The organism is Vibrio sp. A8-1 (assembly GCF_013048685.1).
GTDB lineage: Bacteria > Pseudomonadota > Gammaproteobacteria > Enterobacterales > Vibrionaceae > Vibrio > Vibrio metschnikovii.
This window is the reverse complement of the sequence record NZ_VHTC01000017.1, coordinates 42,639-56,229: the sequence shown is the minus strand read 5'-3', so window position 1 is coordinate 56,229 and position 13,591 is coordinate 42,639. Positions and strand designations below refer to the sequence as shown.

At 44.7% G+C, this 13,591-nt stretch carries 12 protein-coding genes; 8 read left to right on the top strand and 4 right to left on the bottom strand.

The annotated features are described in order from the left end of the window. Positions 1-5 precede the first annotated feature (5 nt). Positions 6-575, bottom strand: coding sequence for a PilZ domain-containing protein (locus FKN93_RS10765; protein ID WP_040904201.1), 570 nt, complete (start codon positions 573-575; stop codon positions 6-8). Between the two features lie 218 nt (positions 576-793). On the opposite strand from FKN93_RS10765, the gene lolC reads away from it, so the two are divergent. The 3 genes from lolC to lolE are packed head-to-tail and all read left to right on the top strand — an operon-like array spanning position 794 to position 3,925. Next, positions 794-2,002, top strand: a complete 1,209-nt coding sequence (lolC, locus tag FKN93_RS10760; protein ID WP_170905088.1) for a lipoprotein-releasing ABC transporter permease subunit LolC — start codon at positions 794-796, stop codon at positions 2,000-2,002. Beyond that, positions 1,995-2,681: a lipoprotein-releasing ABC transporter ATP-binding protein LolD gene (gene lolD, locus FKN93_RS10755; RefSeq protein ID WP_154167560.1), complete on the top strand. Its 687-nt coding sequence runs from the start codon at positions 1,995-1,997 to the stop codon at positions 2,679-2,681. Before lolC ends, lolD begins: the two co-directional genes overlap by 8 nt. After that, on the top strand, positions 2,681-3,925 hold the full coding sequence (lolE, locus tag FKN93_RS10750) for a lipoprotein-releasing ABC transporter permease subunit LolE (protein WP_170905087.1): 1,245 nt from the start codon (positions 2,681-2,683) through the stop codon (positions 3,923-3,925). The genes lolD and lolE overlap by 1 nt, the downstream gene beginning before the upstream one ends. Positions 3,926-4,072: 147 nt before the next feature. Here lolE and FKN93_RS10745 read toward each other — a convergent pair whose 3' ends face one another. Continuing rightward, complete coding sequence (locus FKN93_RS10745) at positions 4,073-4,594, bottom strand: DUF2062 domain-containing protein (RefSeq protein ID WP_110166641.1); 522 nt, start codon at positions 4,592-4,594, stop codon at positions 4,073-4,075. An 8-nt stretch (positions 4,595-4,602) separates the two neighbouring features. Between FKN93_RS10745 and FKN93_RS10740 the strand changes: the two genes are divergently transcribed. The 5 genes from FKN93_RS10740 to kdsB are packed head-to-tail and all read left to right on the top strand — an operon-like array spanning position 4,603 to position 10,544. Then, complete coding sequence (locus tag FKN93_RS10740) at positions 4,603-6,846, top strand: DNA internalization-related competence protein ComEC/Rec2 (protein WP_170905086.1); 2,244 nt, start codon at positions 4,603-4,605, stop codon at positions 6,844-6,846. Between the two features lie 32 nt (positions 6,847-6,878). Beyond that, positions 6,879-8,627: a lipid A ABC transporter ATP-binding protein/permease MsbA gene (gene msbA, locus FKN93_RS10735; protein WP_154167664.1), complete on the top strand. Its 1,749-nt coding sequence runs from the start codon at positions 6,879-6,881 to the stop codon at positions 8,625-8,627. Positions 8,628-8,630: 3 nt separating this feature from the next. Continuing rightward, positions 8,631-9,638, top strand: a complete 1,008-nt coding sequence (gene lpxK, locus FKN93_RS10730) for a tetraacyldisaccharide 4'-kinase (protein ID WP_158138628.1) — start codon at positions 8,631-8,633, stop codon at positions 9,636-9,638. Continuing rightward, positions 9,619-9,798, top strand: a complete 180-nt coding sequence (locus FKN93_RS10725) for a Trm112 family protein (protein WP_154167670.1) — start codon at positions 9,619-9,621, stop codon at positions 9,796-9,798. The genes lpxK and FKN93_RS10725 overlap by 20 nt, the downstream gene beginning before the upstream one ends. Beyond that, the gene (kdsB, locus tag FKN93_RS10720; RefSeq protein WP_170905085.1) at positions 9,798-10,544 is read left to right on the top strand and encodes a 3-deoxy-manno-octulosonate cytidylyltransferase; all 747 of its coding nucleotides are present in this window, start codon (positions 9,798-9,800) and stop codon (positions 10,542-10,544) included. The genes FKN93_RS10725 and kdsB overlap by 1 nt, the downstream gene beginning before the upstream one ends. 150 nt (positions 10,545-10,694) lie before the next feature. Here the strand turns inward: kdsB and FKN93_RS10715 are convergent, their stop codons facing one another. Continuing rightward, positions 10,695-12,227: a SpoVR family protein gene (locus FKN93_RS10715; protein ID WP_154167675.1), complete on the bottom strand. Its 1,533-nt coding sequence runs from the start codon at positions 12,225-12,227 to the stop codon at positions 10,695-10,697. A gap of 12 nt (positions 12,228-12,239) precedes the next feature. Further along, positions 12,240-13,508, bottom strand: coding sequence for a YeaH/YhbH family protein (locus tag FKN93_RS10710; RefSeq protein WP_170905084.1), 1,269 nt, complete (start codon positions 13,506-13,508; stop codon positions 12,240-12,242). Positions 13,509-13,591 lie beyond the last annotated feature (83 nt).

The window sequence follows — 13,591 nt, the reverse complement described above, 5'->3', positions numbered from 1 at the left end:
GGTCGTTATGGTTTTTCTCGATCTAAAGAGCGTTGACGCAACAGTTTCTGTTGGCAATGAAGCGCAGCTTTAATGAGTAGGTCTTGGTCATTATCACGCAGGAGAGTGTATCTGACGCTAATAATCGTGGAGTCGGGATCCGTTTCACAATCGATAACTTCGCCATAACAATAAATCGCTGCTGCGGGATGCTCTAGGAATAATTTAATGCGTAGTGGTGTACCTAGTACGAGCGCGTCTCTGGCTCGATAAGTAAATTGACTGGCACCGAACGACAAGGTTGAGGCACGTTGAGCAGGATCATCTTGTTGGGCGAGCATAAAGCTCAGCAACAGATTCAGCTTAGAATTCTGCGTTTCTAGCAGTTGGATAACGTGTTTAAAATCGCTGTTTTTGAGTTCGAGCCGCGCAGCATCATTTAATTGATCAAGTTGACTAAACTCACTGGCCACAACAAAAGGTGCGGGGATTTCCGCCTCAAAATCGATCTGAGAAGGCAAACGAAAGTTAGCCGCTAACGGCTCGATGTTAATTGTCAGTGCGTGGTATACCGAAAAAAAGTCTTGGTCAGTCATATTGGGTTTCCTTCTCACCTTTGTTGATTATCGTCATAAAGAATCAGTAATCAAGCAAAGTGAGAGTTTTGTTGTAAATCAATCAGCGTGATGGCAAATAAATCTTACCGCCATTTTTGTTGTGATAACGGCGTTTAACAAAGATTTGGCAAAGAAAAACTACAACCTTGGACCGATTCTCGTTACAGTAGCGGCCTATTATGGCTTTGGTTTGTATTATGTTTCATCCTATTTCGATATTTATCGGTTTACGTTATTTACGCGGACGTTCAGGTGATCGGTTTAGTCGATTTGTCTCTTATATGTCGACTGCTGGGATCACGATTGGTGTGATGGCTTTAGTGACGGTATTGTCGGTGATGAATGGTTTTGAATCGCAGTTGAAAAACCGTATTTTGGGGGTTTTGCCGCAAGCGGTGATCGGACAAGCGCAGGAAAAAACCCAATGGCAAGCACAAGCCCCCGATTTTATTAGAGAGTTATCCACTTACAAAGCGCCACAACCGATGGTAAGAAGTGAAGCGGTGGTGCAAAGCTCGTGGCAATTATCGGCGGGTTTATTGGTCGGTATTGCGCCGCAAGCTGACGACCCGATCGCCGATTATCTGATTGCTGGTCGATTAAGCGATTTACAACCTGGTGCCTATCATATTTTCTTAGGTCACACTCTGGCTCGTGATCTCAATGTTTCCGTTGGCGATACGGTTCGCTTAATGGTGACTCGCGCCAGTCAATTTACGCCTTTAGGACGTATTCCTAGCCAACGCAATTTCACGGTGGCCGGACTGTTTAATACTGGCTCTGATGTTGATGGGCAACTGATGATCACTCATCTACGAGATGCGGGTCGCTTACTGCGTTTCGACGATCAGACGATTTCTGGCTGGCGACTCTTTATGGCCGATCCTTTTGATGTGGCGACGTTGTCAACGACCTCTTTGCCGGATGGTTGGTATTGGAGCGATTGGCGTGAACAACGTGGTGAGTTATTTCAAGCAGTCAGAATGGAAAAAAACATCATGGGCCTAATGCTGGGACTGATTGTTGGAGTCGCGGCGTTTAATATTATCGCCGCCCTAATCATGGTGGTGATGGAAAAGCAGGCGGAAGTGGCGATTTTAAAAACCCAAGGTATGACCGATCAACAAGTTTTAGCCATTTTTATGGTGCAAGGCGCGAGCAGTGGGGTGATTGGAGCGGTTGTCGGTGGAGTGTTGGGCGCTCTGCTAGCAGCGAACTTGAATAGCATCATGAACACGTTAGGCGTCGCGCTATTTTCATTAGGCGGAGAGTTGCCCGTGGCGATCAACCCGATACAAATTGCGGTGGTGGTATTGCTGGCAATATTGCTTAGCTTTTTAGCCACCTTATTTCCTTCTTATCGCGCATCTAGAGTTAAACCCGCTGAGGCTTTACGTTATGAATGATCTTTTACGCTGTCAGCAGCTTTATAAAATCTATCAAGAAGGTGAGTTGCAGACTCAAGTTTTGAAAGGGGTGAGTTTTTCGATGCAACGCGGTGATCTGGTCTCGATCATTGGTTCTTCTGGCTCAGGAAAAAGCACTTTACTGCATATCCTTGGTGCGCTGGATGAAGCGAGCAGCGGCGATGTTGAATTTCTTGGCCAGCCATTACATCAACTGAGTTCGAATAAACAGGCCAAGATGCGTAATCAACATCTTGGTTTCGTGTATCAGTTTCATCATTTACTGGCTGATTTTACCGCGCTCGAAAACGTAGCGATGCCACTATTAATTGGTGGTAAAAAAGCCAGCGAAGCAAAACGTTCGGCTCAGGCTTTGTTGGCGCGAGTCGGCCTCGGTCACCGTTTGCAACATCGTCCTTCAGAGTTATCGGGCGGAGAGCGGCAGCGTGTTGCGATTGCTAGAGCGTTGGTCAATCGACCGGATTTAGTGCTAGCAGATGAGCCTACTGGCAATTTAGACCACACCACGGCATTGGCGATTTATGATTTGATGCGTGAATTGAATCGTGAGTTTAATACGGCTTTTTTAGTGGTGACTCATGATGGCGAATTGGCAGCAAAAATGGATCGACAACTGCATATGCAAGATGGCTTATTGCTCAACGTTGCGGAGGCATAATGTTTGCAGATTTGGCGCTAGTGATTGGCGCGCGTTTTAGTCGTGCTAAGCAGCGTAATAAGCTGGTGTCGTTTATCGCTTTATCTTCGACACTCGGTATTGCCGTTGGGGTTGCGGTTATCATTATTGGTTTATCGGCGATGAATGGCTTTGAGAGAGAGCTGCAGCAACGTGTATTGTCGGTTATTCCTCATGGTGAGTTTGAAGGGGTACGTGGGCCAATCGAACATTGGCCAGACATTGTCCAAAAATCAACGCTACATCCTCAGGTTCAAGCGGCGGCACCATACGTGAAGTTTACCGCATTAGTTGAGCGAGGGGTGCAGTTAAAAGCCATAGAAGTACGAGGGGTCGATACACAAAGGGAGCGTGCCGTATCGCGGCTTGCCGACTATGTTACCCCCGGTGTATGGGAAGCTTTTGTTCCGGCTCAACAGCAAGTCATTTTAGGCAAAGGTGTTGCCGATCAACTGCAAGCCGCAGTGGGGGATTGGATCACTTTGCTGATCCCAAGTAGTCATACTGGGCAAGCGGTTCAAGCCCCGAAAAGAGTCCGAGTAAAGGTGGCCGGTTTACTGGAATTAAATGGTCAAATTGATCATAATCTCGCGCTGTTGCCTTTAGAAGACGCTCAGCAATACAGCAATTTAAACGATAAAGTTACGGGGGTGTCGATTAAAGTTTCCGATGTCCTCAAAGCCAATCAAATTGTTCGTGAAGTGGGTAATACGCTAGAAGAGTATGTTTATTTGCGTAGTTGGCAGCAAAAATATGGTTTTTTATATCGTGATATTGAAATGGTGCGAACCATCATGTATCTGGTCATGGTATTGGTGATTGGGGTCGCGAGCTTTAATATTGTTTCTACCTTAATGATGGCAGTGAAAGATCGCGCTGCCGATATTGCCATTTTGCGCACGATGGGCGCGAATGATCGCTTAATTAAACGCATTTTCGTCTGGCAAGGGGTATTTTCTGGCGTTATGGGTAGCGTTGTGGGCAGCATGGTTGGGGTGTTTATGGCGCTAAATTTGACACCGATTATTCAGAGTTTAGAAACCTTGTTAGGTCATCAATTTCTTTCAGGGGATATTTATTTTGTCGATTTCCTTCCTTCTCAACTTGAATGGTCAGATGTATTACTGGTTTCGAGTACCGCGATTATCTTAAGTTTATTGGCGACTTGGTATCCAGCTTCTCGAGCCAGCCGTTTGCATCCTGCGGCGGTTCTAAGCAGTAAATAACCCCGTTATTCTCTTCGTTAATAAAAAGAAAAAGGACCTAATGGTCCTTTTTCATCTTTTGTATACTGCTGGTTACTCAGAAAAATGTTGTATCACTCGCACGATGATTCGCTAGAGCTGCACAGCCACTAACAAAATCAATATGGTTTATTTTATCGTATTGGTCACGCGGCGTTTTTGCCAGCTTCGCACGACGGAATAGCGCCATAAACCTCGAATACCAAAGTAACCTAATAAGCCAGCGACAATACCACAGACTAAACTACCCAACAAAAAGGGTGGACCAATGGTGTGCATCTGATGGTGAAGAAATTCCCACGTTAATTCAAAATGAAAAGGTTGCGGCGGAGTATTCATTAACCAAGCGCCAACTTTATAAGAGAAATAAAAGATAAATGGCATAGTGATCGGATTGGTTATCCACACCAAGGCAACAGCGAGGGGTAAGTTCACACCACAAATAATCGCTACGCCAGCAGACATGATCATTTGGCTAGGTAGCGGCACGAAGGCCATAAATAAACCGACTGCAAACGCACCAGCAGCAGAGCGTCGATTTAAACACCACAGATTCGGGTTGTAGAGGACGGAGCCAAAAATTTGTAATGCCTTTTGACGCTTAATAACAGCGTGATCAGGCATAAAACGTTTAATAAACTTTCTTGGCATAAGGAAACATGGCTCTCTTATCGAATTACTGGACGTTGGCTTCGTTCTCGTTAACGATACTCTCTGCCCCATTTTGGCCTTGGATGCCCAAATGGCCTATTATCATTGGCATTGTTGTTGTGTTGATGATGAGTCTCGTGACACGCCGAGGCAGGGGATGCATCGGAATTACACTGGCCTTAGTGTTGATAATAACACACGGAAATAAAGTAACCGCACAGTCCAATAATATCTTACAATTTGCGACAGATATTACCATAAAAGGTGTCGCTGACAGCTTTTTTACTGCTCATCGCTACGGTTTTAGTGGTTCTTTTGTAGTGAGATCAATCAATGGTCAATCTTTACCCCGATTTTTGTCTCCCACGGTACGTTTAAATTCCCCGATCGCCTTACAATTGGGTGATCATGCTCAATTTGTGGTACAGGCGAAGCCGATTTATGGGCGATTGAATGAAGTCGGGTTTGATCAAGAAGCCTTTTTTCTGAGTCAAGGCTGGAGCGCACAAGCGACCGTTCGTCCCAATACAGCTTATCAAATCATCCCCAGTTCAAGTTTGCGGGCGATATTTTTTCAACAGATTGAGCAACGAACGCGATCCAGCGAGGTTCAAGGCTTTATTTTAGCCCTCACTTTTGGTGAGCGTAGCGGGATTACTGAACAGCAGTGGTTGGAATTACGTAATAGCGGTTTAATCCATCTCACTGCGATCTCGGGGTTGCACATCGGTATGGCATTTGGTTTTGGCTATTTGTTGGGGGGGATGTGTAGCCGCCTTTTGAGAAAGGGCTTATGGCTACCTTTTGTTTGCGGTGGATTGTTTGCACTTGGTTATGCTTGGCTGGCAGGTTTTACGCTACCGACTCAGCGAGCATTGATGATGTGTTGGTTAAATATTCTATTAGTAATGTTTAATGTTCGAGTGACCGCTATTCAACGGGTATTATTAACGTTAGCTGTGATATTGGCTTTGGATCCCTTCGCTTCATTAAGCACAAGTTTTTGGTTGTCTTTTTTAGCGGTCAGCTTTGTCATTTACCAAGTCTCCGTCATCGATAGTCGATGGCCGCTATGGAAGAAAGTGCTTGCTGGCCATCTATTGTTAGTGATGTTAATGGCTCCGGTGACGGCTTACTTCTTCTCTGGCGTTAGCCTTTATTCCGCGCTTTATAATCTCGTGTTTATTCCTTGGTTCAGCTTTGTGGTTGTTCCCTTACTGTTTATTGTCTTGTGCGGCAATGTGTTGATGGCCGATCAGGTCCAGTGGCTTTGGACTTGGGTTGAAGCGGCTTTAATGCCGTTTAGCTGGTCGTTAGGCTTTGCAGAACATAGCTGGTTACCGGTTAACCAAACGTGGCAATATAGTTTGTTGGCCTTATTTTTAGTGATGATGTTACGGCCACTTTTGACCGCGCGATCTCTTATTGCGATTGGGTTACTTTTTAGCGCGACTTGGTTAACGATACAACCGAAGGTCTACTGGCAAGTGGATATGTTGGATGTTGGACATGGCTTGGCGATGGTTATTGAGCGTAACGGACGTTATGTTTTATACGATACAGGGAGTAGTTGGCATGAAGGCAGCGTGGCGACATCACTGATTATTCCATTATTAACTCGACGCGGAGGACTAGATGCCCTTGATGGCGTGATCATTAGCCATAGTGATAATGATCACGCGGGAGGATTAGCCGATATTCAATCGCGGCTAAAACCAGCTTGGATTCGCGCTAGTTACCGCAATGAACATTTCTCTCCGTGTATTCAAGGTGAATTCTGGCAATGGCAAGAATTGACTTTTGAAGTCGTGTGGCCACCTCGTTTGGTTGATAGAGCGGATAACCCTCATTCTTGTGTGGTGCGTATGGTTGATAAGCAATATGGGCATAGTGTGTTGTTGACCGGTGATGTGACGGCGATTGGTGAGTGGTTACTCAGTCGTGACGCGTTATTAGACAGTGATGTGTTAGTGGTTCCTCATCATGGAAGTCAAACGTCTTCTACACAAGCGTTTATAGAAAAGGTCAATCCACAGTTGGCGATTGCTTCATTGGCGAAAGGTCATCGATGGCGATTACCTCATCCAGACGTTCTCGCACGTTATCAATCTTTAGACATTCCGTGGCTTGATACGGGAGAGGTCGGACAAATAACACTCCGTTACCAAGGATCTCAACGTCAGCTTTTCACCTTACGCGGTGGGCGAATCACGCCTTGGTATAGGCAGATGCTACGTAAAGAGGTAGAATGAGGTCAATTTTGTAATATCGATAAAGCAGCTTTATGTCACTCAATTCTGACGAAACAACTTGGCAAACCTTTAAGCGTCTTTGGACTTACATCCGTCTTTATAAAGTCGGATTGGTGCTGGCGACCATCGCTTTAGTGATCAATGCGATCTCTGATACCTACATGATCTCCTTACTAAAGCCGCTATTAGATGAAGGTTTTGGTGGTACAGACTCTAATTTTTTGCAGATCTTACCTTTTCTTATTCTTGGTCTGATGTTTATTCGTGGCTGTAGCGGTTTTGTTTCTGCTTACTGTTTAAGTTGGGTATCTGGCAATGTAGTGATGCTGATGCGTAGGCGGATTTTTAATCAGTTTATGCATATGCCAGTCAGTTTTTTCGATCGTGAGTCAACCGGTGGTTTATTATCGCGAATTACTTATGATTCTGAACAGGTTGCCGGTGCCACGAGTCGAGCAATGGTCAGTATTGTTCGTGAAGGGGCCAGTATCATTGGTTTATTAACCTTGATGTTCTGGAACAGTTGGCAACTCTCTCTAGTTTTAATTGTGGTTGCTCCAGTTGTTGCGATTGGCATTCGAGTGGTCTCTAAACGCTTTCGAAAAATCTCCAAAAATATGCAAACAACCATGGGCCATGTCACTTCGTCGGCAGAACAGATGCTTAAAGGCCATAAAGTGGTTTTAAGCTATGGTGGACAAGAGGTTGAGCGTAAACGCTTTGATAAAGTTAGCAATCAAATGCGCCAACAGACCATGAAGTTAGTCTCGGCTCAAGCAGTAGCCGACCCTGTGATTCAAATGATTGCTTCATTAGCCTTGGTGACGGTCTTATTCTTAGCTAGTGTTGACTCTATTCGTGCAGATTTAACGCCTGGTACCTTCACGGTTATTTTCTCGGCGATGTTTGGTTTGATGCGCCCTTTAAAGGCTTTGACCAACGTAACTTCAGAGTTTCAACGAGGCATGGCCGCAACACAAACGTTATTTGCGTTAATGGACCTGGAAACCGAGCGCGATAATGGTAAGTTTGTGACAGATAAAGTGCGTGGTGATATTGCCGTAAAAGATGTCTCTTTTACTTATCAAGGTAAAGAAAAACCGGCATTATCGCATGTAAGTTTTACCATTCCTCAAGGCAAAACCGTTGCACTCGTCGGACGTTCCGGATCGGGTAAGTCAACCATTGCTAATTTGTTTACCCGTTTTTATGACGTCGATTCCGGTGCCATCTACCTTGATGACCACGATATTCGTGATTACACGCTGAGCAATTTGCGGCAACATTTTGCTTTAGTCTCGCAAAATGTTCATTTATTTAATGACACCATCGCCAATAACATCGCTTACGCGGCACAAGAGCAATACAGCCGTGAGCAAATAGAAGAGGCTGCCCGCTTAGCCCATGCGATGGACTTTATACAACATTTACCACAAGGCTTAGATACAATAATTGGTGAGAACGGAGCCAGTCTCTCTGGTGGCCAACGTCAGCGTATTGCGATTGCTCGCGCTCTGCTGCGTGATGCTCCTGTGCTTATTTTGGATGAAGCAACTTCAGCATTGGATACTGAATCAGAAAGAGCGATTCAAGCCGCGCTTGACGAATTACAGAAAAATAAAACGGTATTAGTGATTGCTCACCGACTTTCAACGATTGAACAAGCTGATCAAATTTTAGTGGTTGATGACGGTGAGATCATTGAGCGTGGGAATCATGCTGATCTCATCAAACAAAATGGCGCTTATGCGCAATTGCATCGTATTCAGTTTGGCGATTAATCCGTGATAGACAAATTGTGGTTTGGACGCCATCCGCTCTATTTTTTGCTTTGGCCACTTTTGTGGCCATTGAGTCGACTGTTTTATGTGATCAGTACTCGTCGCCGGCATGCCTTTTTGTCTGGTAAAAAAGCGCGTTATCGAGCGCCATTGCCAGTGATTGTTGTCGGTAACATTACCGCTGGTGGTAATGGTAAGACCCCCGTTGTAGTTTGGTTAGTGGAGTTACTGCAACGTCAAGGCTATCGACCGGGCGTGGTTTCAAGAGGATACGGAGGTAAGGCGGCTCAATATCCGTTATTGGTTACTGACCATACCTTACCGACCGAATGTGGTGATGAGCCTAAGCTGATTTATCAACGTACAGGTGCCCCAGTGGCCGTTGACCCAATACGTGCGCATGCGGTTCAAGCATTGCTCAGCCAAGGGGTTGATCTTATTGTTACCGATGATGGTTTACAGCACTATGCGTTGGAACGAGATATTGAATTTGCGGTTGTTGATGGAGTCCGTCGCTTTGGTAACCAACAACTGCTTCCGTTGGGGCCATTACGTGAACCTGTCGAACGTTTACAGCAAGTCGACTTTGTGATCAATAATGGCGGAGAACCGGTTATGGGTGAACTTGCCATGACACTCAAACCCAGCTTAGCGGTTAATGTCATCAGCGGAGAGCGCATTGATGTTGCGGCCCTGAGCCGTTTAGTGGCTTGGGCTGGGATTGGCCATCCGGCTCGCTTTTTTAATACGTTACATCAACTCGGTGCATCACTGATTCTTACCCATGATTTTGCTGATCATCAAGCATTTGATGAAACGACATTGCGCGAATTAGCCAGCCAAGGTGATAACGTGATCATGACAGAGAAAGATGCCGTTAAGTGTACAGATTTTGCAGCAAAAAACTGGTGGTATTTACCCGTATCGGCCGAGATTTCACCAACTGATCAACAGTGCATATTAGATAAAATTAAAGAGGTTATGGAACATTATGGACCACCGTCTGCTTGAAATTGTGGCTTGTCCCGTATGCAAGGGGAAGTTGACTTACGATAAAGGTAACCAAGAGCTGATTTGTAAATTAGATCGTCTGGCTTATCCAATAAAAGAAGGTATTCCAGTACTGCTCGAACCTGAAGCGAGAAGTATGACCATGGATGAGGGACGCTAATGTCTTTTACGGTTATCATTCCGGCCCGCTACCAATCGACTCGCTTGCCAGGTAAGCCGTTGGCTGATATTGGTGGTAAGCCAATGATTCAGTGGGTTTATGAGCAAGCGCAGCAAGCAGGGGCTGAGCGGGTGATTGTCGCTACCGATGATAGTCGAGTCGAGCAAGCGGTCCTCAGCTTTGGCGGGTCAGTATGCATGACGTCAACCGAACATCAATCTGGTACTGAGCGTTTAGCCGAAGTGATTGCTTTAATGGGGATTGACGATGATCATATCATCGTCAATGTACAAGGGGATGAACCCCTTATCCCGCCAGTGATTATTCGTCAAGTCGCGGAAAACTTAGCATCAAGCCAAGCGCCAATGGCGACTTTAGCGGTTGAAATTGATGATCCACAAGAGGTTTTCAATCCTAATGCTGTTAAAGTCGTGACCGATCAACATGGGTATGCGTTGTACTTTAGTCGCGCGAGCATTCCATGGGACCGCGATAACTTTATTGTTGAACCGAAGGCGATTACTCAGCCATTAATGCGCCATATTGGTATTTATGCTTACCGAGCAGGGTTTATTAATACCTACATACACTGGTCACCAAGTGTATTAGAGAAAATCGAAAATTTAGAGCAGCTACGGGTACTATGGTACGGCGAAAAAATTCATGTGGCCGTTGCGCACGAAGCGCCGCCAGCTGGTGTTGATACACCTGAGGACTTAGCGGCGGTGCGTAAACTTATCGAATAAATGTCGAACATGGGTACACTTTTCCCATTGTAAGTCGTAGTTCCAAGAGATTGAGATATATCAGCCGTATTAAACAATAAGCCCCATCGCCCCATCGGTTGATGGGGCTTATTTATTGATACTCTGTTTAACGTTATGTAAAGCGTGATGTTAATCGTTTTTCTTTGGACAAGTGGCAAGTAGCTCGTGTTTACCGTTATCTTTACGTTCTTCTAATTTCACTTCAAAGCCCCACAGACGATGCATATGTTTGAGCACCTCATCGTAGCTTGGATCGAGTGGAATTCGATCGTGAGGCACATATTGCAGCGTCAATGAGCGATCACCCCGAACATCGACATTGTAAACTTGAATGTTGGGTTCTAAATTGCTCAAGTTATATTGTGACGCAAGTTTTTCACGAATTTGGCGATATCCCAACTCATCATGAATCGCACTGATTTCAATAAAGTTTTTATGATCATCGTCAGAAATGGCGAACAATTTAAAATCACGGATAAGTTTTGGTGACAAATATTGGCTAATAAAGCTTTCGTCTTTAAAGTTGCGCATTGCGAAGTGTACGGCATCCAGCCAATTGGTATCGACTAATTCAGGGAACCAGTGTCTATCTTCATCCGTTGGCTCTTCACAAATGCGCTTTATGTCTCGAAACATCGCAAACCCAAGCGCGTACGGGTTAATACCACTGTAGTAACGGCTGTTATACGCAGGCTGCATCACCACACTGCTGTGGCTATGCAAAAATTCGAGCATAAACTTATCGGACAGTAACCCTTCATCGTAAAGATGATTCAGAATTGTGTAATGCCAGAAAGTAGCCCAACCTTCATTCATGACTTGCGTTTGTTTTTGTGGGTAAAAATATTGGCTGATTTTACGCACGATACGCACGACTTCACGCTGCCAAGACTCTAGAAGAGGTGCATGTTTTTCAATGAAATACAAAATATTTTCTTGTGGTTCAGAAGGAAAACGTCGTTGTAACTCGGCCTCCTTGGCTTTTTTAGGCACGGTTCGCCACAAGGCATTCACCTGTGATTGTAAATAAGCTTCACGTTCTTCTTGGCGTGCTTTTTCTTCAGCAATCGAAATTTTTTCTGGTCGCTTATAACGATCGACGCCGTAGTTCATTAACGCATGGCATGAGTCCAATAGTTGCTCGACTTCGGTGACCCCATACTTTTCTTCACATTTGGCTAAGTAGTTTTTAGCAAACAGTAGATAGTCGATAATAGAGCTGGCGTCAGTCCAGGTTTGAAATAAATAGTTGCCTTTAAAAAAAGAGTTATGTCCGTAACAGGCATGAGCCATGACCAAAGCCTGCATAGTGACGGTATTTTCTTCCATCAAGTAAGCGATACAGGGATCAGAGTTGATCACAATTTCATAGGCTAACCCCATTTGACCGTGCTTATAGTTTTTCTCAGTATGAATAAACTTTTTACCAAATGACCAATGGTTATAATTGATCGGCATACCAATACTGGAATAGGCGTCCATCATCTGTTCAGAAGTGATCACCTCAATCTGATTAGGGTAGGTATCTAACCGATAATGCTCGGCAACACGTTTAATTTCTTGGTGGTATTGATGCAAAAGATCAAAAGTCCAATCTGGACCATCAGCCAGACGTTTGTTTTTTTTCTTACGCTTTTGCGTGGTGGCTGTTTTGACTGTCATAGTCTTATCCCCTTATGCCGTTTCCTTATGGAATAGCTCCCTAAACACAGGGAAAATATCGTCCACACTACGAATATTCTTCATAGCAAAGTGATCAAAGCTTTCAGATAGTTTTTCATACTCATGCCATAAGGTTTGATGAGAACGACGCGTAATTTCGATGTAAGCATAATACTGGCATTCAGGTAGGAGTTTATTCGCCAGTAACTCTTTACAGCGAGGCGAGTCGTCAGCCCAGTTATCGCCATCGGAGGCTTGTGCGCCATAAATATTCCACTCACCGAGAGGGTAACGTTGTTGAATAATGTCATGCATTAATTTTAATGCACTAGAGACAATCGTTCCGCCAGTTTCCTGTGAATAGAAAAATTCGTGTTCGTCCACTTCTTTGGCTTGGGTGTGGTGGCGAATAAACACCACTTCAACATTTTCATAGGTGCGAGTTAAAAACAGATAGAGCAAGACATAAAATCGTTTTGCGATATCTTTAGTGGGCTGATCCATCGACCCTGAAACATCCATTAAGCAAAACATGACCGCTTGGCTAGAAGGGATCGGGCGTTTTTCGTAATTTTTAAAACGTAAATCAAACGTATCGATAAACGGTACACTGTCTATTTTCCGGCGTAGTTCAGCTATTTCTTCTTTTAAACGTCTCTCTTCGAGTAGTTGCGCTGGCTCAGAGTTGCGAATATTTTCCAGCTCTTGCTCAAGCTCATGCATAAGGCGCCGCTTGCCTGATGTCATCGCCGTGCGTCGGGCAAGCGATTGTTGTAAAGAGCGGATAATCGCAATATTTGCGGGAACGCCAGCAGTTTGGAAGCCTGCACGATGAGTTTTCCACTCTTTAATTTTGTTGACTTGATTTTTCTTCAGGTTAGGTAACGCTAAATCTTCAAACAAGATATCCAAATATTCATCTTTAGATATTTGAAATACAAAATCGTCTTCGCCTTCACCGTCTTGACTGGCATCCCCTTCGCCTGAACCACCACCTTGACCACCTTTTGGGCGTTCTACTTTGTCACCACGTATGTATTGATCATTACCAGGGTGAACGCGTTCGCGAACACCGCCTTTACCTTGATGGAAAATAGGTTCTTTAATATCTCGATGAGGAATTGCTACATCTTCCCCAGACTCCGTATTGGTAATGGATCGGCGATTAACGGCATCCGCGACGGACTCTTTAATTTGTTCTTTATAACGGCGTAAGAAGCGCTGCCGATTAACGGCGCTTTTGTTTTTGCCGTTCAACCTTCTGTCGATAAATTGCGCCATGAGATTCTCCCTCTAAACGTCACTCGATGAGTTCTAACTACTCATACGCTTTGGTAAGTTAGCTTCTGACCCAGAATAACTGG

Bases quoted from the DNA above. Each gene is read 5' to 3' on its own strand.
- kdsB (WP_170905085.1), top strand. From the start codon at position 9,798: ATGTCTTTTACGGTTATCATTCCGGCCCGCTACCAATCGACTCGCTTG.
- FKN93_RS10725 (WP_154167670.1), top strand. From the start codon at position 9,619: ATGGACCACCGTCTGCTTGAAATTGTGGCTTGTCCCGTATGCAAGGGG.
- FKN93_RS10745 (WP_110166641.1), bottom strand. From the start codon at position 4,594: ATGCCAAGAAAGTTTATTAAACGTTTTATGCCTGATCACGCTGTTATT.
- FKN93_RS10710 (WP_170905084.1), bottom strand. From the start codon at position 13,508: ATGGCGCAATTTATCGACAGAAGGTTGAACGGCAAAAACAAAAGCGCC.
- lolC (WP_170905088.1), top strand. From the start codon at position 794: ATGTTTCATCCTATTTCGATATTTATCGGTTTACGTTATTTACGCGGA.
- FKN93_RS10740 (WP_170905086.1), top strand. From the start codon at position 4,603: ATGGCTCTCTTATCGAATTACTGGACGTTGGCTTCGTTCTCGTTAACG.
- lolD (WP_154167560.1), top strand. From the start codon at position 1,995: ATGAATGATCTTTTACGCTGTCAGCAGCTTTATAAAATCTATCAAGAA.
- FKN93_RS10765 (WP_040904201.1), bottom strand. From the start codon at position 575: ATGACTGACCAAGACTTTTTTTCGGTATACCACGCACTGACAATTAAC.
- lolE (WP_170905087.1), top strand. From the start codon at position 2,681: ATGTTTGCAGATTTGGCGCTAGTGATTGGCGCGCGTTTTAGTCGTGCT.
- FKN93_RS10715 (WP_154167675.1), bottom strand. From the start codon at position 12,227: ATGACAGTCAAAACAGCCACCACGCAAAAGCGTAAGAAAAAAAACAAA.
- msbA (WP_154167664.1), top strand. From the start codon at position 6,879: ATGTCACTCAATTCTGACGAAACAACTTGGCAAACCTTTAAGCGTCTT.